Source organism: Nitrospina watsonii, from assembly GCF_946900835.1.
GTDB classification, from domain to species: domain Bacteria; phylum Nitrospinota; class Nitrospinia; order Nitrospinales; family Nitrospinaceae; genus Nitrospina; species Nitrospina watsonii.
In genome coordinates, this window is sequence record NZ_OX336137.1 from 998,232 (window position 1) to 1,018,087 (window position 19,856).

21 protein-coding genes and 1 other RNA gene are annotated in these 19,856 nt (G+C 57.6%); 13 read left to right on the forward strand and 9 right to left on the reverse strand.

Annotated features, from left to right (window positions below; genetic code table 11):
* Window positions 1-23 precede the first annotated feature (23 nt).
* The 11 genes from QML71_RS04515 (at window position 24) to QML71_RS04565 (ending at window position 10,295) form a co-directional block, all read left to right on the forward strand.
* Window positions 24-302, forward strand: coding sequence for a hypothetical protein (locus QML71_RS04515; protein ID WP_282010716.1), 279 nt, complete (start codon window positions 24-26; stop codon window positions 300-302).
* A 5-nt stretch (window positions 303-307) separates the two neighbouring features.
* Complete coding sequence (locus tag QML71_RS04520) at window positions 308-631, forward strand: cell division protein ZapA (protein WP_282010717.1); 324 nt, start codon at window positions 308-310, stop codon at window positions 629-631.
* Window positions 632-696: 65 nt separating this feature from the next.
* Window positions 697-872: non-coding RNA, 6S RNA (gene ssrS / locus QML71_RS04525), on the forward strand.
* 359 nt (window positions 873-1,231) lie between these two features.
* A complete protein-coding gene (locus tag QML71_RS04530) occupies window positions 1,232-1,804 on the forward strand; it encodes a 5-formyltetrahydrofolate cyclo-ligase (protein ID WP_282010718.1) in 573 nt (190 codons plus the stop codon).
* Between the two features lie 78 nt (window positions 1,805-1,882).
* A complete protein-coding gene (rny, locus tag QML71_RS04535; RefSeq protein ID WP_371832124.1) occupies window positions 1,883-3,445 on the forward strand; it encodes a ribonuclease Y in 1,563 nt (520 codons plus the stop codon).
* A gap of 148 nt (window positions 3,446-3,593) precedes the next feature.
* Entirely contained in the window at window positions 3,594-5,096 is a 1,503-nt protein-coding gene (gene lysS / locus QML71_RS04540; protein WP_282010720.1) for a lysine--tRNA ligase, read from the forward strand.
* Window positions 5,097-5,157: 61 nt separating this feature from the next.
* On the forward strand, window positions 5,158-6,426 hold the full coding sequence (locus QML71_RS04545; protein ID WP_282010721.1) for a lipoprotein-releasing ABC transporter permease subunit: 1,269 nt from the start codon (window positions 5,158-5,160) through the stop codon (window positions 6,424-6,426).
* On the forward strand, window positions 6,419-7,129 hold the full coding sequence (locus QML71_RS04550) for an ABC transporter ATP-binding protein (protein WP_282010722.1): 711 nt from the start codon (window positions 6,419-6,421) through the stop codon (window positions 7,127-7,129). The genes QML71_RS04545 and QML71_RS04550 overlap by 8 nt, the downstream gene beginning before the upstream one ends.
* A gap of 22 nt (window positions 7,130-7,151) precedes the next feature.
* Window positions 7,152-8,168 carry a UDP-3-O-(3-hydroxymyristoyl)glucosamine N-acyltransferase gene (gene lpxD, locus QML71_RS04555; RefSeq protein WP_282010723.1) on the forward strand — a complete coding sequence of 339 codons (1,017 nt, stop codon included), beginning with the start codon at window positions 7,152-7,154 and terminating at the stop codon, window positions 8,166-8,168.
* Window positions 8,169-8,240: 72 nt separating this feature from the next.
* A complete protein-coding gene (locus tag QML71_RS04560; RefSeq protein ID WP_282010724.1) occupies window positions 8,241-9,305 on the forward strand; it encodes a leucine-rich repeat domain-containing protein in 1,065 nt (354 codons plus the stop codon).
* A gap of 15 nt (window positions 9,306-9,320) precedes the next feature.
* On the forward strand, window positions 9,321-10,295 hold the full coding sequence (locus QML71_RS04565) for an acetyl-CoA carboxylase carboxyltransferase subunit alpha (protein WP_282010725.1): 975 nt from the start codon (window positions 9,321-9,323) through the stop codon (window positions 10,293-10,295).
* A gap of 13 nt (window positions 10,296-10,308) precedes the next feature.
* Here QML71_RS04565 and QML71_RS04570 read toward each other — a convergent pair whose 3' ends face one another.
* Window positions 10,309-12,033 carry an ABC transporter ATP-binding protein gene (locus QML71_RS04570; protein WP_282010726.1) on the reverse strand — a complete coding sequence of 575 codons (1,725 nt, stop codon included), beginning with the start codon at window positions 12,031-12,033 and terminating at the stop codon, window positions 10,309-10,311.
* 137 nt (window positions 12,034-12,170) lie between these two features.
* Here QML71_RS04570 and QML71_RS04575 point away from each other — a divergent pair, with 137 nt between their 5' ends.
* A complete protein-coding gene (locus tag QML71_RS04575; protein WP_282010727.1) occupies window positions 12,171-13,115 on the forward strand; it encodes an aldo/keto reductase in 945 nt (314 codons plus the stop codon).
* Here the strand turns inward: QML71_RS04575 and QML71_RS04580 are convergent, their stop codons facing one another.
* The 7 genes from QML71_RS04580 to QML71_RS04610 all read right to left on the reverse strand — a co-directional run bounded on the left by QML71_RS04580 (window position 13,116) and on the right by QML71_RS04610 (window position 18,529).
* Complete coding sequence (locus QML71_RS04580; protein WP_282010728.1) at window positions 13,116-13,745, reverse strand: hypothetical protein; 630 nt, start codon at window positions 13,743-13,745, stop codon at window positions 13,116-13,118. It lies immediately after the preceding gene.
* A 35-nt stretch (window positions 13,746-13,780) separates the two neighbouring features.
* A complete protein-coding gene (locus tag QML71_RS04585; protein WP_282010729.1) occupies window positions 13,781-14,581 on the reverse strand; it encodes a prepilin peptidase in 801 nt (266 codons plus the stop codon).
* A gap of 63 nt (window positions 14,582-14,644) precedes the next feature.
* On the reverse strand, window positions 14,645-15,118 hold the full coding sequence (locus tag QML71_RS04590; RefSeq protein WP_282010730.1) for a regulatory protein RecX: 474 nt from the start codon (window positions 15,116-15,118) through the stop codon (window positions 14,645-14,647).
* Window positions 15,119-15,139: 21 nt separating this feature from the next.
* On the reverse strand, window positions 15,140-16,210 hold the full coding sequence (recA, locus tag QML71_RS04595; RefSeq protein ID WP_345742338.1) for a recombinase RecA: 1,071 nt from the start codon (window positions 16,208-16,210) through the stop codon (window positions 15,140-15,142).
* A 40-nt stretch (window positions 16,211-16,250) separates the two neighbouring features.
* Complete coding sequence (thpR, locus tag QML71_RS04600) at window positions 16,251-16,832, reverse strand: RNA 2',3'-cyclic phosphodiesterase (protein WP_282010732.1); 582 nt, start codon at window positions 16,830-16,832, stop codon at window positions 16,251-16,253.
* A gap of 78 nt (window positions 16,833-16,910) precedes the next feature.
* On the reverse strand, window positions 16,911-18,020 hold the full coding sequence (locus tag QML71_RS04605) for a mechanosensitive ion channel family protein (RefSeq protein WP_282010733.1): 1,110 nt from the start codon (window positions 18,018-18,020) through the stop codon (window positions 16,911-16,913).
* Between the two features lie 182 nt (window positions 18,021-18,202).
* Window positions 18,203-18,529 (reverse strand): hypothetical protein, encoded by a 327-nt coding sequence (locus QML71_RS04610; protein ID WP_282010734.1) that lies wholly within the window; start codon window positions 18,527-18,529, stop codon window positions 18,203-18,205.
* Window positions 18,530-18,773: 244 nt separating this feature from the next.
* On the opposite strand from QML71_RS04610, the gene QML71_RS04615 reads away from it, so the two are divergent.
* Window positions 18,774-19,685: a hypothetical protein gene (locus tag QML71_RS04615; RefSeq protein ID WP_282010735.1), complete on the forward strand. Its 912-nt coding sequence runs from the start codon at window positions 18,774-18,776 to the stop codon at window positions 19,683-19,685.
* Window positions 19,686-19,695: 10 nt separating this feature from the next.
* On the opposite strand, the gene QML71_RS04620 is transcribed toward QML71_RS04615, so the two are convergent.
* Window positions 19,696-19,845 (reverse strand): hypothetical protein, encoded by a 150-nt coding sequence (locus QML71_RS04620; protein WP_282010736.1) that lies wholly within the window; start codon window positions 19,843-19,845, stop codon window positions 19,696-19,698.
* Between the last annotated feature and the right edge of the window lie 11 nt (window positions 19,846-19,856).

The window sequence follows — 19,856 nt, forward strand, 5'->3', positions numbered from 1 at the left end:
CCCCGCGGTGATAGGATTCGCGCATGTCCACAGACCCGGTTGACAAGCTGGAGCGCCTCGTTGCCGAATGGATCGAGGAAGCCCGCCTCCTGCGGGAGGACCAGGCTCGCCTGCAAACCGAAGTCCGGCAACTGCGCCAGCAGGTCGAAACCCTCTCCAGTCAACAAAACGGCGTGCAGGAAAAACTGAGTCGTCTTGCCAAACTGGAAGCCGAGCACAAACAATGGGAAGAAGAGCGCCGGCAGATGCGCACCAAGGTGCGCCGTATTCTGGAGCAACTTCACCGCATCCCGGTTGAGTGACTACCATGGCCCCAGGCATCCAGATCCAGATTTACGGAAAGAAATACACCGTCAAAGCCACCTCTTCCAGCGTGTCGCTTGAGGAACTGGCCGCCTACGTGGACGCCCGCATGCGGGAGCTGTCCGCCTCCAGCCGCACCGTTCCGGGGGATGTGGCGGTGCTGGCGGCGCTCAACATCGCGCAGGATTTATTTGAATTGAAACAACAATTTGCAGCGTTGGAAGCGGAGCAGGGCACACGCCATCAGGAGTTGGAGCAACGCACGGCGGCGCTGGCTGAACGGCTTGAAAACGAGCTTCGGCAGCTTCGAGAAACTCCCGGTAAATGACACAAAAGAATAGACTTGAGGGGGTTCGGGGGTTGTGCTAGGATTGAACAAAACTGGGATACAGTGCTTCCCTGTGATGCTCGAGCACAACATCAATTCTTGAGCCAACATGAATCAACGGGATCGAAACTGGCTGTGGTGAGCATGCCTCTTCGGAGGAAGCCTGAAACAGTTCACGGAGAACCCACCTGTCCTTGGCAGGTTCAAAAACTGATTTTGGCACGGCATACGCGGGGAAGCATTTCTGAATATGTTTGTGGGTACGAAGGTCAAAAACAGGGTGTTGGCACAGGAACAGGCGGCCCCCGCCGGGTTGGCCCCCGCCGGGTTGGCCCCCGCCGGGTTGGCCCGGTTTCAAATTGGAAGGATCAACGGATCTTGAATCAGGGATGCGTTTTTACATATAAACTCAACACAACTCCCCAACGGTTTGCGGGCGAACTCTCTGCCTACAGTCAAATGCACCGGGCCATGCGCCGGAGCAAACCCGATTCTTTCCTTGGTTCGGCAGAGTCCGGTTGATGGACCCCCGGTCGCAACCGGCTCTTCCAGTACCAGACCCTCTTTGCAGTTGTTGTCCCACAGGATATTGAGGGCTCTTTGCATTCGAAAGCAGCGATCCGGAAACAGGTTCTGGACCGGCGTCAAACGCTCGACCCGGAAACCCTGAAAGAAAAAAGCGGCTGCATTGCCCGAAAGGTATTGACGCTGCAAGCGTTTCACCGGGCGGCCACGGTGCTCGTCTATCTCTCCATCCCCGGCGAGGTGGATACCGATGCGTTGGTGACGGCGGCGCTGGATGCGGGCAAGACCGTGTGCGTGCCGGTCATCGATGCCGCGACGGGCGAGCTCAATGTCTCGCATTTGCCGGGGTGGGACATCGGATTCAAGCGGGGGCCTTTCGGCATCCGCGAACCGGAGGACCGGTTTTTGAAGTGGCTGCCGGTGGAGCAGGTCGATCTCGTGCTCATGCCGGGATTGGCTTACGATGAACAGGGAGGACGGATTGGGTATGGCAAGGGGTACTTCGACCGGCTTCTGGATCGGTTGAGCGGCTCCGCCAGACGGGTGGGGCTGGCTTTCGATTTTCAGATTTACGACACCCTGCCGCAGGACCCGTCGGACCGGCGCGTCCATCAAATCATTACCGAGACAAAAATCATTGATTGCTGAACGGCCTCCGCCGTTGAGGCAGGATAGTTTGGAATATAAACGAGGTAAATCATGGGTAATTCAGTGAGTGGCATGGAACTGAGTCTGGTGACGTTGATTGTGAGCCTGGTCGGGACTCTCGGCATCGGTTTTTTCGGAGGATACCTTCTGCGCAAAAAGTTCGCGGAGTATCAGTTGAAGGAGTCGGAGGCCCTGGGCGAAAAAATCATTCAGGAAGCGGAAAAAGAAGCGGAGACGCGCAAGCGTCAGGCCGAACTCGAGATCAAGGAAGAAAAAATCGCCACCCGGGCCCGCATGGAAAAGGAACTGGAAGGCGAGATGGGCGAATTGCGTGAACAGGAAAAAGCCCTGCGCCAGAAGGAATCGGAACTGAATAACCTGATCGAAAAAAACCGGCAGGCCGAACGCAGTTTCGATTACCGGGGCAAGGAGCTGGACGAGCGGGAAGCGGAAGCCAAAAAGCAGAAACAGGAATACCAGGTCCTCGTTGCCGAACAGATCAAGCAGCTCGAATCCATCAGCCATTACACGGCGGAGGAAGCCAAGGAAGCCATCCGCAACCAGATGCTGGAGGAAGCCCGGCAGGATGCGGCGCGCCAGGTGAAACGCATCGAAGAGGATGCCCGCATCCACGCGGACGACGAGGCCCGCCGCCTCATCTCCATGGCGGTGCAACGGCTGGCTTCGGACCACGTTGCCGAAACGTCGGTGTCGGTGGTGGAGTTGCCCAACGACGATATCAAAGGCCGCATCATCGGCCGCGAAGGCCGCAATATCCGCGCCCTGGAACAGAGCACCGGTGTCGATCTCATCATCGACGACACGCCGGGCGCGGTGGTGCTGTCGAGCTTCGATCCCATCCGCCGGGAAATCGCCCGCCGTGCTTTGGAGAAACTGACGCTGGACGGGCGCATCCATCCCGGCCGGATCGAGGAAGTCGTCTCCAAATGCAAAAAGGAAATCAACCAGGACATCATTGAGGCCGGTGAGCAGGCGGTCATGGATGTGGGCGTGGACCGCATGCATCCGGACATGGTGAAGCTCCTGGGCCGCCTCAAGTACCGCACCAGCTACACGCAGAACGTGCTCGAACACTCCAAGGAAGTGGCGTGGGTGTGCGGTTCCATGGCTTCGGAAATGGGCCTCGATGTGCAACTGGCCAAACGTTCCGGCCTTTTGCATGACATCGGCAAAGCGGTGGACCGCCAGACCGACGGCACGCACACGGCGCTGGGCGTGGACATCGCCAACCGTTACAACGAACACAAGTACGTGGTCAATGCCATCGGCGCGCACCACGAGGACATCGAACCGGAATCCATTTACGCGGTGCTTGTGGCCGCAGGCGACACCATCTCCGCGTCACGGCCCGGAGCCCGGCGCGAAATGCTGGAGACCTACGTCAAACGCATGTCGCAACTGGAAGAGATCGGCGATTCATTCAAGGGGGTCGAGAAGACCTACGCCATTCAGGCCGGGCGCGAAGTGCGCATCGTGGTTGTTCCCGACAACATCACCGACGACGAAGCCATCCTGCTGTCGAAGGACGTGGCCAAGCGCATCGAAAAGGAAGTCACGTATCCCGGCGAGATCAAGATCACTGTGGTGCGCGAATCCCGCTTTGTGCAGATCGCCCGCTGATACTGGAACGCCGGCGGGCTCAAGCCGGGCGGCTCCGGCAGGTCGGTTCCGGCAAGGCGGTTGCGTGCGGCACCCAGGCATACATACCCATGGCGCCCTTCATGATTTTTGAAGGCTGCATTCCCAAAATCCCATAACCTCCGAATTCATGGAAGAATCCAGCAATTTTCTACAGCAGCGCCGCGACAAACTCGATGAGTTGCGGCAGCTGGGCGTCAATCCCTACATCAATCGCTTCAAGGTCAACGCGCAGATCGGCGAGCTGCTGGCCGCGCACGAACACAAAACCAAGGAAGCTCTCGAAGAAGAGAATTTGAGTTTCATCGTCGCCGGGCGTGTCATGACTCGCCGTAAACACGGCAAGACCACCTTCTGCACGATCAAGGACGGCACCGGCCAGTTCCAGATCTATGTGAAAAAGGACGACATCGGCGCGGACAACTACGAGTGGTTCAACAAGGTGGACATGGGCGATTTCCTCGGCGCGGAAGGGCGGCTCTCGAAAACCAAGACTGGCGAGTTGACCCTGTTCTGCACCACGGTGACGCTGCTTTCCAAATCGTTGCTGCCGCTGCCTGAAAAATGGCACGGCCTGAAAGACGTCGAGTTGCGCTACCGCCAGCGCTACGTGGACCTGATCGTCAACCCGGAGGTCAAGGAAGTGTTCGTGGCGCGCAGCCGCATCATCCAGGCCATCCGCGGCTTCCTCAACGAGCGCGGGTATCTGGAAGTGGAAACCCCGATGATGCAGTCCATTCCAGGCGGCGCCACGGCGAAACCGTTCAAGACACACCACAATGCGCTCGACATGGACCTGTATCTGCGCGTCGCCCCGGAGTTGTACCTGAAACGGCTGGTGGTCGGCGGCATCGAGCGCGTGTACGAGATCAACCGCAACTTCCGCAATGAAGGTATCTCCACCCAGCACAATCCCGAATTCACCATGCTGGAATTCTACACGGCCTACGCGGATTACAAGGACCTGATGAACCTGACGGAAGAGCTGTTCCGCTACATCGGCACCGCGGTGTTCAACACGCTGACGTTCCCGTGTACGCTGGCGGACAAATCCGGCCGCACGGAAACCCTCGATCTGTCGCAGCCGTTTCAGCGTTACACGTTTTTTCAATCGATCATGGAACTGGGCGGTGTGCCCGCCGACGTGCTCCAGGATTACGACAAGATCACGGACTACGCGTTGCAGCACAAGGTGCCATTGGAGAAACGCGACACGCTGGGCAAGGTGCAGGGCAAGCTGTTCGATCATTTTGTCGAGCCGAAGCTGGTGCAGCCGACGTTCATCATCGATTACCCGCTGGCCTTGTCGCCCTTGTCGAAGAAGAAGGAAGACGATCCGAATCTGGTGGAACGGTTCGAGTTTTTCGTCGGCTGCCGCGAGCTGGCCAACGCCTACACCGAGTTGAACGATCCCATCGACCAGAAAGCCCGGTTCGAGGAACAGGTGGCGCAGAAAGACGCGGGCGATGATGAGGCTCATTGGATGGACCTCGATTTCATCCGCGCCCTGGAATACGGCATGCCGCCGACCGCCGGCGAGGGCGTTGGCATCGACCGGCTGGCCATGCTGTTCACCAATTCCACGTCCATCCGGGACGTGATCCTGTTCCCGCAGTTGAAAAAGGAATCCTGAACGCCTTACTCTATAGGCCCGGGCCGCGGCCCGGTTTCGGTCAACCTCTTCCGTTGAAATCATGGGTTACGAATTACGAGTCAGCTGGCGTCATCTCTGTTCCCGCAAATCCCACAAGTTCATTTCCCTCATCACATTCATATCCGTCGGCGGTGTGGCGTTGGGGGTGATGGCTCTCATCGTGGTCATCGCCGTCATGTCCGGTTTCGGCAAAAACCTGCGCGACAAAATCCTCGGCACCAACAGCCACATCGTGGTGACGAGTTTCGAACGCAACGGCATTGTCGATTATGAAAAGGTGGTCACCACGGTCAAGGAAGTGGAAGAGGTGCGCGCGGCGGCGCCGTTCATCCTCAAGCAGGTGATGTTGACCTACGGCCAGCGCACCTCCGGCGTGGTGATCCGCGGCGTCGATCCCAAACGCGAAGCCAGCATCTCCGATCTGGAAAAGAACATGATCCAGGGCAAGCTGGAAGATCTCACCGGCGCGCCTTCGGGGGCATCGAGCATTCACCGCAAGGGCATCATTCTGGGCGTGGAGTTGTCGCGCTCTTTGGGCGTTTCGGTCGGCGATGTCATCGGCATGCTTGCGCCTTCCGTGCGCATGACGCCGCTCGGCGTCATCCCCAATATCAAGATGGTGCAGGTGGTCGGGCTGTTCGAGTCGGGCATGTATGAATACGACGCCAATCTCGCCTTCGTGTCCATCGAAGCCGCGCAGAAACTGTTCAACATGAAAGAAACGGTGACAGGCATCGAAATCAAAGTCGAGGACATTGACCTCGCCTGGAAAACCGCCGAGAGCATCCAGAAGAAACTGGAGTTCCCCTACGTCACCCGCGACTGGATGCAGATGAACAAAAACCTGTTTTCGGCGTTGAAGCTTGAAAAGATCACCATGTTCATCATCCTCATCCTCATCATCCTGGTGGCGGCGTTCAACATCATCAGCACGCTGTTCATGGTGGTGATGGAAAAGGCCAAGGACATCGCCATTTTGAAATCGATGGGCGCGACCAGCTCCAGCATCATGAAAATTTTCAGCATGCAGGGATTGATCATCGGTCTCGTCGGCACCGGCCTGGGCGTGGTGGCGGGATTCACCATAGTGCCCAACCTGAACGAGATCGTCGGCTTCATCGAAACCGTGTTCAACATTCAGGCGTTCCCGAGCGACGTGTACTACCTCGACCGCCTGCCGTCGGAGATTCAGTATTTCGATTCGTTTTTGATCATCGTGTTTTCAATCCTCATCTGTTTTGCGGCGTCCTTGTACCCCGCGTGGCGGGCGGCGCGGCTGGACCCGGTGGATGGGTTGCGCTATGAATGAGAACGAGGGCGGAATTTTGTTGAACGTGACCGGTGTCTGGAAGGCGTACCAGCGCAACGCCAAGTCGGTGGAGGTGCTCAAGAACGCCGACATCCAGGTGCAGGCGGGTGAGGTGCTGGGCATCGTCGGCGCCAGCGGCGCCGGCAAGAGCACGCTGCTGCACATCATGGGCGGACTCGACCGGCCGCAGAAGGGCAGGGTCGAGTTTCAGGGACGCGACATCTTCGCCCAGAAAAACGGGTATCTGGAACAGTTCCGCAATCGCCACGTCGGCTTCGTGTTTCAGTTGTTCAACCTGCTGCCGGATTTCACGGCGCTGGAGAACACCTTGTTCCCCGGCCTCATCGCCGGGCAGGACGAGGCCAAACTGCACGAGCGTGCGGTCGAGTTGTTGACGCAGATGGGATTGAAAGAACGCCTGCACCACAAGCCGGGCGAGCTTTCCGGCGGCGAAACCCAGCGCGTGGCGTTGGCGCGCAGTCTGGTCAACGCACCGAACCTGCTATTGGCCGACGAGCCGACCGGCAACCTGGATTCCCGCAGCAGCGACGCCTTCATGGATCTGGTGCGCGACCTCAACCGCCGTTTCAACCAGACCTTCGTGATCGTCACCCACAGTCCGCGCATCGCCAAAAGCCTGGACCGGGTGCTGCAACTGGTGGACGGCGAGGTCAAGCCCATCGACAAGGAATTGATTCTGTAATCTTTAAACACCCAGAGGCGGTATGAAACTAGCGGACATCATCCAACAGGTGGGCGGCACCGTAGAGGGCGACGACCAGATCGAGATCACCGATGCGTCGGGACTGGAGCACGCTGCGGCCGGGCACATCACCTTTATCGCGGATAATAAATATAAAGACAAGCTGGCCGCCTGCGCCGCGTCGGCGGTGCTGGTCAAAGCACCGATGGAAACGGACAAGGTGCAGGTCATCCATCCCGCGCCGCAACTGGCCTTCGCCCACATCCTGGCGGCGTTTCATCCCGAACCCAGACCGGCCGCGGGCATCGACGCGCGCGCCGCTGTGGACGAGACGGCGAAGCTGGGGCAAAACGTGACCGTCTCGCCATTCGTCAGCATCGGCAGGGACGTCAGCATTGGCGACAACACGGTGCTGTATCCCGGGGTGGTGGTGCACGACGGCTGCCGCATCGGCAACGACTGCATCCTGCACGCCAACGTCGTTCTGTACCGCGGCGGCATTGTCGGCAACGGCGTCATCCTGCATTCCGGGGTGGTGGTGGGGGCGGACGGGTTCGGCTACACGCCGAACGAAAAGGGCGAGCACGTCAAGATCATGCAGGTCGGACGCGTGGTCATCGAGGACAACGTGGAAGTCGGCGCCAACACGTGCATCGACCGCGCCGCGTTCGGCGAAACCGTCATCCGAACGGGGACGAAAATCGACAACCAGGTGCAGATCGCGCACAACTGCGACATCGGTCCGCATTCCATTCTGGTGTCGCAGGTGGGATTGTCCGGCAGTTGCACGCTCGGGCATCATGTCATCCTGGCGGGGCAGGTGGGGCTGGCGGACCACGTCAGCCTCGGCAACCAGGTCATCATTGCCGCCAAGGCGGGCGTGAACAAGAGCATTCCGGATGCGGGATTCTACGGCGGCAGTCCCGCCGTTTCCGGCATGACCTGGAAAAAATACGTCACCACGCTGCCGAAACTCCCGGAAATGGCGCAAAAACTGCGCGAACTGGAAAAGCGTTTGAATGCGATTGAAAATAAATGAGTGCGCTTGCTAGAATGAATTCATCAATGGATTATAGTAAAATCCGGTTTTTGAATGAGGTTTGCTGAAATTATGAAATCGACCTGCAAGGCACTGTTGTTGTGGGTGGGCCTCGGGATCATGACGTCCGGCGCGGTCTGGGAAATGACGCCGGAGGACCTGGGCCAATATATAGAAAAGAAACTGCGCCGCAATGACCAGACCCTGAAGCTGAATGAGAAAATCATTCACAACGACGGGGCGAAGTTTCTTGCTAATTCGCCGCTGCTGGAACACGTCACCGTCCTGAAAATTTACAAGGGCGCAGTGGGTGATGAAGGCGTGCGTGCGCTGGCGCAGTCGCCGTACCTGAAAAACCTCAGGGAGTTGTCGATCGAAAACAACCAGGTGACGGATGTGGGAGCGCGTTATCTGGCGGAGTCGCCGGTGTTGGGCAACCTGGAAACGCTGAACCTGTTCAACAACCAGATCGGCGACGCCGGGGCCAAAGCGCTGGCGGAGTCGGACACGTTGTCCCGGCTGGTGGAGTTGAATCTGAATTACAACACGGTGGGCGATGCGGGGGCGTTGGCGATTCTCAACTCTGCAAAGTTCACGCGGCTGACGCGCATCGGTCTGGCGTATAACAAGCTGGGCAAGGAAGGCGCGCAGGCACTGGATGATTTTCGTCTGCGGCAAAAAATCAAAAGCTGGAGCGATACCGACTCGCTGGAAAATCTGGAGAAAAGTTACATCGGCGATCGCGGTGTGTTGATCCTGCTGGAATCGCCTTACATCGGCCAGATTAAGGAGCTGAACCTGAGCAGCAACAACTTGACGGACGATGCCATTGTGGCTCTGGCCAATTCGCCCAAGGTGAACCAGTTGAAGTCGCTCAGACTGGCGGGCAATTACATCACCGACCGCGGTGCCGAGGCCCTGGCCAATTCGAAATCGTTGGGCAACCTCAAAAACCTTGATTTGAATTTCAATTACATCGGCGATGAAGGCGCGTTTGCGCTGGCGAAAGCGGAACACCTGTCGCAGTTGGAAATGTTGCGGCTGGGGCAGAACCGGATCGGATTTGAAGGCGCCCGGGCTCTGGACCAGTCCCCTTACCTGAAAAATCTCATTTATCCCATTTTTGGTTTTTACTGATCCCGGACACGACTCATGGTTCAAATTCTCGATTTTGAAAAAGAAATTTTCTCTGTAGAAAACCAGATCCGCGAACTGGTCTCGCTGTCACACATGTACGACAGCATCGGCGACATCTCGCACGAGATCGCCAAGCTCCGCAAAAAATTGCGGCGCATGAAGTACGACACCTTCAACAACCTCGACGGGTGGCAGAAAACGCAGGTGGCGCGGCATCCCATGCGCCCGTACACGATGGATTACATCAACGCCGTGTTCACCGACTTTCAGGAGTTGAGCGGCGACCGGCATGGTGGATTGGGCGCGTCCATCATCGGCGGCATGGCCAAGTTCGGCGACCTCACGGTCATGATCATTGGTCACCAGAAAGGCCGCGACACCAAGGAAAAACTGCTGCGCAATTTTGGCATGTCGCAACCGGCGGCCTACCGCAAGGCGTTGCGCCTGATGGAAATGGCGGAGAAATTCAATGTCCCGATCGTGACCTTCATCGACACGCCGGGCGCATACCCGGGCGTCGATGCGGAAGAAAAAGGCCAGTCCGAAGCGATTGCCAGGAACCTGTTCGTGATGGCGGGCCTCAAGGTACCGATGATCGCCACCATCATCGGCGAAGGCGGCAGCGGCGGGGCGCTGGCCATTGGCATGGGCAACAAGGTGCTCATGCTGGAGCATTCGGTGTATTCGGTGATCTCGCCGGAAGGCTGCGCGTCCATCCTGTGGGACGACAAGGAAAAAGTGAAGCAGGCCGCCGATGCCCTGTGTCTCACCGCGCAACAACTCATCACGATGAAGGTGATCGACCAGGTGGTGGCCGAACCCCTGGGCGGTGCGCACCGCAACCACAAACGCGCCACCATCCTCCTCAAAAAAGCGCTCCGCTCCAACCTCAACGCGTTGACACAGATGACGCCTGATCAACTGGTCCAGCAGCGGCATGAAAAATTCCGCAACCTCGGCGAGTTTGTCACCGGGACGGTCAAAGACTGAGCGGTTTCTTTTTCTAGAGGTGAAGCTGCGACCGGAACAGGTCGGCGTATCGGGTGTCGCCCTGGATCAGGTCTTCATGCGTGCCGGACTCAACGAGCGTGCCTTCCTGCAGGACGAAGATGCGATCCGCCCCTTCCAGCGTGGACAGCCGGTGCGCGATGATGATCGTCGTGCGGTTGGCCATCAGATGGTTGAGCGCGTCCTTGATCTGGAATTCCGTTTCCGAATCGACGGAGGCCGTGGCCTCGTCCAGCACCACGATCGGCGGGTCTTTCAAAAACACGCGGGCGATGGCGAGGCGGTGACGCTCGCCGCCGGACAGCTTGACGCCGCGTTCGCCGATCAACGTGTCGAAACCGTTCGGCAGTTTTGCAATGAAGTCGGCGGCGTTGGCGGCCTGGGCGGCGCGATGGATGGCGTCGTCCGTGGCCTGCAAATCGCCGTAACGGATGTTGTCGGCCACGGTGCCGTTGAACAGGAACGGTTCCTGCGACACCAGCCCGATCTGCTCGCGCAGGTACGACAGGCTGAGCTCGCGCAGCGGGTGGCCGTCGATGCGAATCTCCCCGGCGGTTGGATCGTAAAACCGCATCAGCAGCTTGACCAGCGTCGATTTGCCGCTGCCTGTATGCCCCGCCAGCGCAATGGTCTCGCCCGGCTCGATGTGGAAGCTGACGCCATGCAAGACTTCTTTGCCCTGCACGTAGGAAAAATGGATGTCATGCAGTTCGATCCGGCCTTGAACGTGCGTCGAGGGCACGATGGGATGCGGCGGTTCTTTCACTTCCGGTTCGGCGTCGATGATCTCGAACAACCGTTCGCTGGAGGCGAGTGCGTGTTGCAGCATGTGGTTGAGCGAATGCAGCTGGTTGATCGGCGTGTAAAACAAAGCGAGGTAACCGATGAAGGCGACCAGCGTGCCGACGGTGATCTCCCCGCCGCGCACCAGGCCGATGCCGTAAAGCACGATCAGCACCGTGCCCATCGACCCCAGAAACATCATGCTCGGTGAATAAAACGCCCACAGCTTCATGACTTCCAGCGTGCCCTTGCAGTAGGCGCCGCTGCGTTTTTCGAACCTCTTAATTTCATGGTTCTGCCGGTTGAAGGCGAAGGTCTCCTTCATGCCGGAAATGGTGTCCTGCAGGATGCCGTTCATCTTCGCCGCGCGTTCGCGCACCATGTGGTACAGGTCGTGGGCTTTGAACGTGTATTTCCACGCGCCCAGGATCAAGAGCGGCAACGGCAGCAGCGACGCCAGCGCCAGCTTCCAGTGCAGGAAGAACATGATGATGGTGATGCCGATGAGCGTCAGGAAGGCGGTGACCAGTTGCTCGATGCCGTCGATGAAAATACGCTCGACGTAAGTGACGTCGTCGTTGACGCGGGACATGATCTCGCCGGTGGCGCGGTTCTCGTAATACTTGAGCGACATCTTCTGCAGCGAGCGGTACACGTGCGAGCGCAGATCGAAAACGACTTTTTGTTCGAGTTCGTTGTTGAGACGGATGCGTTTGTAATTGGAAAAATTACGGCCGAAGTAGGAAAGCACGAGCGCCAGCACCACCCCGTAAATCATGTCTCCGGACTGTTCTTCCACGAGCCGATCGACGATGAGTTTGATCAGCCACGGCGGCACGAGGTCCAGAAGGGTGGTCAGGATGGCGAAACCCAGCGTCCACGCCACATAGGATTTGTAAGGTTTCAGGTAACCCAAAACCCGGATCAGTGATTTCATGAGGGATTGCTGTCGGAATAATCTTAAAAATGCATGAGTCGGTCATGGCGACTTGACCCTGTTGTGGTCCTTGGTTCACTATTAGAACAGACATTTGCGGATTCATAAATAAAAACTTCCGGTGGAGTGGGGAACGTATGGAATATCGAAAGTTAGGATCGAGCGATTTGGAGATTTCGGTGCTGGGGTTTGGCGCCTGGGGCATCGGCGGTTCTCCGTTCTGGACGACGGAAGGCGACCGCGCCTCGGAGAAAGCCTTGCTGAAGGCGGTGGATCTGGGCATCAACTTTTTCGACACGGCGCCGGTATATGGATTCGGCCATTCCGAATCGTTGATAGGAAAAACTTTGAAACCGCACCGCGACAAGGTGCTTTACGCCACCAAGTGCGGCCTGCGCTGGGAAAAGGAATCGCTGGGTTCCATCCGCAAGGTGGCCACGCGCCAGTCGATTGAGGAAGAGATCGAGCTGAGTCTCAAACGCTTGCAAACGGATGTCATCGATCTGTACCAGGTGCACTGGCCGGATGGGGAGACGCCGCAGGCGGAAACGATGCAAACGCTGTTGCGTTTGCAGGAACAGGGCAAAATCCGCCACATCGGTGTCAGCAATTACAGCGTGCCGCAGATGCAGGAATGCCTGGAGGTGGGACCGATCGTTTCGCTGCAACCGGAGTACAGCCTGCTGCAACGTTCCATCGAAAAGAAAATCGTGCCGTTCTGCCAGGAAAAAGAAATCGGCGTCGTTGCCTACAGTCCACTGGCATCGGGAGTGTTGACCGGGAAGTACGGCAGGGATACGAAGTTCACCGACTGGCGCAGCAAAGGCATCATCGGTGAGTTCACCGGCGAAGCCTTCCAACGCAATGTGGAAAAGGTGGAACGGATGAAAGCCGTTGCCGACGAACTGGACAAAACCTGCGCTCAGGTAGCGGTCAACTGGGTGACGCACCAGCCTGCGGTTGCCACCGCACTGATCGGCGTCAAAAATGAAAAGCAGATGGAGGAAAATGTGAAGGCCGCGGGCTGGAAACTGAATGACGAGGCAATGGGCCGCCTCGATTCCATTTTTTCCGTGAAATGATTACGGCTTGGGTTCGACCAGCACCTGCTTATAGGACTCCACCATGGCCGCGGCATTTTCCTTAACGAGGTCCACCTTCACCCGCAGCATGGGGCTGTTGGGTTCCAACAGCGACAACGAACCATTGATGCCCGTCACCGTTTCTTCCAACCGATTCAGTTTTCCGGGGTGATCGACGGCGGGTGTGGTGTTTTGAGGGGTCATGACTTTTTCCATCACCTGTTGCAAAGCCGCTTCCAGCGCATGGATCCGTTCTTCCGTGGTTTTCTGTTGGACACCCAGGTTCAGTGAGGCCTGATTCTGAGACAGGGTCAGTTGGGTGCCGAGGTCCTGAAGTTTCAAAACCTGCGTCTTGTTGATGGCGTAATACATCACCACCAGCACGACGATGAAGCTGAGGTAGAGCATGGTTTTGACGATGGTGATTTCCCGCCGGTTTTTTTTGATTTCCATGCGCAGGGCTTCCAGTTCCTCTCCCTGATCCGTAATGGGGCCGGGCGTGGAGGTGGCGGTGGTAGCCGGTTTGTGGGGGGTGTCATCCTTGTCCGCGGGAGAAGCCGGCGCGGGTTGAGCTTCGGCCTCTTCCTCATGCGAACGATCGGGTTCCAGATTCTCGTCGCGCGATTCCATGGTTCTCCTCATGTATGGGGTCTTCAGGATCGGCGTTATTGTTCCACAACCATGAGGCTCAGGTAAAGGTCTAAAATATCATCGCCAAAGAAAATGGAAATGATCGTGGCGAGGGCGAGAAAAGGTCCGAACGGAATCTTGCTGAGGAAACTCAGTTTCTGCGTGGACATGCCAATGCTGCCGAACAGCGCTCCGGCGATGGACCCCATGAAAATAACGAGCAACACCTGAGCCCATCCCAAAAGCGCTCCCGCCGCCGCAATGTACTTGATGTCGCCGCCGCCCATGCCCATGGCGCCGCGTACCTTGAAATACACTTCCGCTAAAAGCAGAAACAATCCGCCGCCCACGGCGAGGCCGATCAGCGAATCCATAACGCCATTCAGATAACTTCCGGCAAGGAGGCCGAAGCCGATGCCGGGCAGGGTGATTTTATCCGGAATGATCTGGTGTTCGATATCGATGGCGGTGATGACGACGAGTGTGGGCATGACGATGGCATAAATCACGGTGGCCCACGACACGCCGAATTTGTAAAACACCGCGGCCCACAACAGCGCGGTCGTCAGCTCCACCACCGGATACACCGGAGAGATGGGGGCGTGGCACTGGCGGCACCGGCCTTTCAGGACCAGGTAACTGATCACGGGAATGTTGTCCCAGGCGCGGATGGCGGCGTTGCAGTGCGGGCAATGCGATGCGGGAAAGGCGACCGATTCTTTTTTCGGCAGGCGCGCGATGCAGACGTTGGCGAAACTTCCCACCACCAGGCCGAACACGAAACCGATCCCGGCGAACAGGGGAGGGGGAATGAGAGCGAGACTGGAAAGGTTCATGTGGGTTCCGCGCGAAGGGGAGTGATCCGGTTCATGGGCTGCAAGGTTTATTGTCAGGCAGAACTAGTAAGGAATCAATCGTTCTACCGTATCAAAAACGGTTTCACTGCTGAATCCCTTGCGTTGCAGAAACCCGGCGAGGCGTTGGCGTTGTTTGGATTTGTCCAGGTTTTTCCATTTCGGGAGTTTGCGCACGGCGGCGTCGCGGGCCAGTTCTTTTTCATCGTGTTCGCCGTAAAGCTGCCGTAAGGTTTCTTCGATGAGGGCGTCGCCCAGTCCCTTGAGGCGCAAGTCCTGCTTGAGGCGAAAACGACCGAACTGTTTGGTTTCGATGCGGTAACGCCCCCATTGCAAAGCGAAGCGCGCATCGTCCACATACCCCAGCCGCTTCAGGTAATCGACGACGAGGTCCACCGTGGGTGCGTCGAACTCCTTGCCGGCCAGGTAGGACCGCATCTCGTGTTCCGTGCGGTCGCGGTAAGTGAGGTAACGCAGGGCGCGGTTGCGAGCCTGTTTGAGGACGTCGTCATCCGGCATCGGTATCGTGTCCGAACGCGGCTATTTTTTTTTGCCTTTGCCCGCCGCCTTGGGCTCCTGTTCCTCGCTGGCGTCCTCTACCGGGAGCGGTGCGCCCGAGACAGGCAGGTTCAGCTTTTGACGGATCTGGGTTTCGATTTTTGAGGAGATGTCCGGATTCTCTTCCAGGAAGTTTTTGGAGTTTTCGCGGCCCTGGCCGATGCGATCGTCTCCAAACGAAAACCAGGTGCCGCTTTTCTGGATGATTTCGTTCTGCACGCCCAGGTCCAACAGGTCGCCGTAGCGGGAAATGCCCCTGCCGTAAATGATGTCGAACTCGCATTCGCGGAACGGCGGGGCCAGCTTGTTCTTGACGACTTTGACGCGGGTGCGGTTGCCGATCACCTTGTCGCCGTCCTTGAGTGCGGAAATGCGGCGGATGTCGAGACGCACGGAGGAATAAAATTTAAGCGCGTTGCCGCCGGTGGTGGTCTCCGGGCTGCCGAACATGACGCCGATTTTCATGCGGATCTGGTTGATGAAGATCAACGCCGTGCGCGATTTGTTGATGACGCCGGTCAGCTTGCGCATGGCCTGCGACATGAGCCGGGCCTGCAAGCCCATGTGTGAGTCGCCCATCTCGCCGTCGAGTTCCGCTTTGGGAACGAGTGCGGCCACCGAGTCGATGACGATCACGTCCACCGCGTTGCTGCGCACCAGCACTTCGGCGATTTCCAGAGTTTGCTCGCCGGTGTCCGGCTGCGACAACAGCAGATCGTCGAGATTGACGCCGAGCGCCTCCGCATATTTCGGATCGAGTGCGTGCTCGGCATCGATGAAGGCGGCGACGCCGCCCGTCTTCTGGGCTTCGGCGATGATGTGCAGGGTGAGGCTGGTTTTGCCGGACGCTTCCGGTCCATAGATTTCGATCACGCGGCCTCTCGGCACGCCGCCGATCCCGAGGATCGCGTCGAGCGACAGGGAACCGGTGGGAATCGTGGCGATGCCGCGCTGGGCTTCGGCCTGACCCAGCTTCATGATGGATCCTTTACCGAATTGTTTTTCGATCTGCGAAAAAGCCAACTCGAGGGCTTTTTCCTTATCCTGATCGATGGACATGGCGTCTCCTAATATAAGGTAAGGTGTGAATGGTTCAGGTGTCCGGGGTCTGGCCCTGGAGTGAGATTTCTTCCAAAACGGTATATACGGACCCTTTGGGGGTCAAGTCGCTCCGGTACAAACGAATCGAATTGACCTCGAACGGGCTCGGGTCTATGGGGTCGAGCGATGCCACTTCGCTCTGTAACCGGTCGCATCCCTTCGCGGATTTGATCCGGCCCAGAGTCAGGTGCGGTGAAAAGGGCCGGGTTTCCCGGGGATATCCCAACGGTTCCAGAGCGGTTTCCAACTGCGATTGCAAGGCGACGAGATTGCGATCCGGGTCGTGCAACCCCACCCAGATCACCCGTGGTTTTTTCCAAGCGGGAAACACGCCCACACCTTCCAACGAAACCCGGAACGGCGCTCGGGACCGAGCCCGGGTCAGTGCGTTTGTGATTTCGGGTAGGCTCTGGGGATCGATATTGCCGAGAAACTTCAGGGTCAGGTGCATGTTGCCGGGGCGCGTCCAGGCAGCGTGCAATCCCAGCGTTTTGAACCGGCCCTGGAGTTCGCTGATCGTTTCCAGCGTAAATGGCGGAACGTTTACGGCTACAAAGGCCCTTATCGCCTGCACAGTTTACAAATCGCCTCGAAGGTTGTCAATTTGATTTACCCGGCGCTCCAACCTGCCCACGCGACCCATGGGATCGGGCTAACGATAGTTTTTGGAAGACGTGCCGGGCTCTTCCGCCGGCACGTTCCAACCATTGGCCAGATGAATGGTGGAGGTGGGGAATGCGACTTCGGCGCCCTCTTGTTCGATGATGTCGATGATCTTCAGCAAGACGTCCTGTTTGATCTCGTGGTAATGCGTCCATTTGGTGGTTTTCGTGAACGCGTAAATGAAAAAGTCGAGAGACGACGCGGCGAACTTGTTGAAGTTCACCATCAGGGTTCTGTTGGTGTCGATCTCCGGGTGGTTTTCCAGCATGGATTTCACTTTGTCCACGATGGGTTTCATTTTGGCAATGTCGTCGTAACGAATGCCGATGGTTTCATGGAGGCGCCTGTTTTCCATGCGGTCCGGATTTTCCACGGCGATTGAGGCGAAGATTGAATTGGGAACATAAAGGGGGCGTTTGTCAAACGTACGGATGCGCGTCAGCCGCCAGCCGATGTGTTCCACCGTGCCTTCGATCTCGCGGTCCGGCGAACGCACCCACTCGCCGACGACAAAAGGCCGGTCGAGATAAATCATCAACCCGCCGAAAAAATTGGCGAGCAGGTCGCGGGCGGCAAAACCGATGGCGATGCCGCCTATACCGCCGAAGGCGAGCACGCCGGAAATGCTGAATCCCAGCGTTTGCAGCGCCACCAGAAATGCCGTGATGACCACCGACAGTTTTAACAACTTCGAAATAGCATCTGCCGTGGTGCGGTCGAGGTTGGTGTCCTCTTTTTTGAGCAGGACTTCCTCGCCGTTTTTGATAAGGCGGACGATGAACCAGGCGATGCTGGCGACGATGAGCGTGTCCCGGGCCGGACCCATCATGTTGAACACGACGGAACTGATGGACTCCTCGATCACTTTGGACGCCATGTAAATGCCAACGGTCCAGATGATCAACCGGAGGGGTTTGCGCACGGCGTCGATCAGGGCTTCGTCCCAGATCTTGTCGGAGGTCTCAGCACGTTTCTGGAGGCGGTCGAACATCCGTTTCTGGAAATAGTCGATCAACAGGGTCACGAACACCACGATAAATGTCTTGAAGATGTAAACGTGGTCTTCGGTGATGTACTTGATGACGGATTCCAAATCCATAGAACGGCCTCCTTTGCGGAATGAAAAAAACAGACTGATGCATTCCTCTCAAGGAAAGCAAGCCTGTTTTCCATTGAAGCAAATATACCCGCGGATTTCAAATCCGACAGCCATGAATGCCGATCAGGAACCTTGCGGAAGGCGCTCAGGAGTGCACGCAGACACCGGTTGCGGCGTTTGGATCACTCCATTTTTTTGGAGGTCGGCATGGGAAACGGCTGGCCCAGCTCGGGTTGCGCTTCCGGCTCGCCGCCGTTGTTTTGCGAGCGCGTGTCGATGAGGCGCCGTTCGCGGCGCAAAATAGTGGCCATCTTGCTCCAGACCCGGTCAACAGGGTGGGTGTAGTCCATGAAGAACTGGCTCACCATCTGCCGTTTCAGGGTTTGCTTGAAGATGGTTGGTGTGATCTGCCCGGAGCGCAGGCGTTTTTTGAGGACGTGGACCCCCGTCGGGTCCAGATAGCGTTTGAGATCGGTTGTGGAAGTCATGGCGTCATCCAGAGTCATCATTAGGGTTCCTGTTCTAAAAAAGTTCAATATCTTGGCGCGGCTCTTTATAATTGAATAAATAGCAATATCTGTGCCACGGCAGAAACCCCTATGAGATGGGCCTTGTCTCGCAGGGAAGCCGTCAAAAAAATGGAATGTGCGGGGTTTGGGTGCGATTTTTGGCGGTGAGCTGCACTCCATCCATCAATTATCGTGATTTTTGGCCGATGTAGATAAAGGACTTCTTTACGCGGAAAGGCAGCGCATGGTTGAAACTCAAGGCAGACCTCCCAAGCCGGAGCGCCGCTCTTATTTTGAAGAGGAGGAGGCGCCGCCGCCTCCCGCCCCGATCTGGCAAACGCCCAAAGCGCCCAAGGGTATGGGTTGGCTGATATTCTGGACGCTTCTGGCGGGCTTTGCGCTGATGTTCTGGGTCACGCGGGAGGAACCGCTGGAATTGAAGCCCATTGTGGTGAAACTGTATAGCGAACCGGGACGCAAACCGCAGGCCGCTCTGCAAGATCAAAAGGAAAAGCCCCCGTCGCTGCCGGAGGACTGGCAACAACGTTTCGAGCCGAAACTCAGGTCCTACCCGGGCGAGGATCGGGCGGTCCAGACCCAAGCCGGCCACCAACGCGTTCCGCGTTATGAATTCCTGCCGCAACTTTTAATGTCTTCTCCCCGGAAAACCGTGACGGTGCCGGAAAACCGCTCCGTTTTGCCCACCCCACCCATCCGCGGCAAGGAGTTGGTGCTGGCCGGGCGGGGTTATGAAATCGGACGTTTCGAACCGGATCGGGGACTGGGATTCCGTCTCAACACGTTGCCCTTGCCCGAGGCGCAGGCGGTGCCGCTCGAACAGTTGCCCGCGTATGGCAATGAGCTGCCCCGGGAAGACGAAAAGAATGCGCGGAAACTCATGATTCTGCATGCCGGCGCAACGGGTGTTCCGCCTGCGGTCACTCTGGAGGCGTCGGACGAAATGAAGCCGCCGCCCGAGCTTGAGATGCAGGATGCGGATGCGGAGCCGCTTCCGGAAACGCGCCTGGTGCTGGGCACCGGCCGCGAGACGTTGCTGCTGTTGACCCCGTCGCAGGAAAAACCGGTGGACCTGCTGAACGGCAACCCCGCCATCAATCGCCATGAGTTTGAGAAACGGGAAACGCGCCGGAAATAAAAGGGGGGAGTCAGGGCTGATTCCAGTGGTAGTAAATGATCCAGAAGCCGACGATGAAGAGAAACACCAGAAGCCGGCGGAACCAGTGGATCTTGTAGCGGCCCCCCGTCTCCAGATCTTTGGAGAGTTCCTTTTTGCGTTCTCGAAACCGGTTGCCCATGCAAACCTTCC

Excerpts from the sequence above, each read along its gene's own strand:
- QML71_RS04515 (WP_282010716.1), top strand. The coding sequence starts at position 24 with ATGTCCACAGACCCGGTTGACAAGCTGGAGCGCCTCGTTGCCGAATGG.
- QML71_RS04520 (WP_282010717.1), top strand. The coding sequence starts at position 308 with ATGGCCCCAGGCATCCAGATCCAGATTTACGGAAAGAAATACACCGTC.
- lysS (WP_282010720.1), top strand. The coding sequence starts at position 3,594 with ATGGAAGAATCCAGCAATTTTCTACAGCAGCGCCGCGACAAACTCGAT.
- QML71_RS04545 (WP_282010721.1), top strand. The coding sequence starts at position 5,158 with ATGGGTTACGAATTACGAGTCAGCTGGCGTCATCTCTGTTCCCGCAAA.
- QML71_RS04550 (WP_282010722.1), top strand. The coding sequence starts at position 6,419 with ATGAATGAGAACGAGGGCGGAATTTTGTTGAACGTGACCGGTGTCTGG.
- lpxD (WP_282010723.1), top strand. The coding sequence starts at position 7,152 with ATGAAACTAGCGGACATCATCCAACAGGTGGGCGGCACCGTAGAGGGC.
- QML71_RS04560 (WP_282010724.1), top strand. The coding sequence starts at position 8,241 with ATGAAATCGACCTGCAAGGCACTGTTGTTGTGGGTGGGCCTCGGGATC.
- QML71_RS04565 (WP_282010725.1), top strand. The coding sequence starts at position 9,321 with ATGGTTCAAATTCTCGATTTTGAAAAAGAAATTTTCTCTGTAGAAAAC.
- QML71_RS04570 (WP_282010726.1), bottom strand. The coding sequence starts at position 12,033 with ATGAAATCACTGATCCGGGTTTTGGGTTACCTGAAACCTTACAAATCC.
- QML71_RS04575 (WP_282010727.1), top strand. The coding sequence starts at position 12,171 with ATGGAATATCGAAAGTTAGGATCGAGCGATTTGGAGATTTCGGTGCTG.
- QML71_RS04580 (WP_282010728.1), bottom strand. The coding sequence starts at position 13,745 with ATGGAATCGCGCGACGAGAATCTGGAACCCGATCGTTCGCATGAGGAA.
- QML71_RS04585 (WP_282010729.1), bottom strand. The coding sequence starts at position 14,581 with ATGAACCTTTCCAGTCTCGCTCTCATTCCCCCTCCCCTGTTCGCCGGG.
- QML71_RS04590 (WP_282010730.1), bottom strand. The coding sequence starts at position 15,118 with ATGCCGGATGACGACGTCCTCAAACAGGCTCGCAACCGCGCCCTGCGT.
- QML71_RS04605 (WP_282010733.1), bottom strand. The coding sequence starts at position 18,020 with ATGGATTTGGAATCCGTCATCAAGTACATCACCGAAGACCACGTTTAC.
- QML71_RS04610 (WP_282010734.1), bottom strand. The coding sequence starts at position 18,529 with ATGATGACTCTGGATGACGCCATGACTTCCACAACCGATCTCAAACGC.
- QML71_RS04615 (WP_282010735.1), top strand. The coding sequence starts at position 18,774 with ATGGTTGAAACTCAAGGCAGACCTCCCAAGCCGGAGCGCCGCTCTTAT.
- QML71_RS04620 (WP_282010736.1), bottom strand. The coding sequence starts at position 19,845 with ATGGGCAACCGGTTTCGAGAACGCAAAAAGGAACTCTCCAAAGATCTG.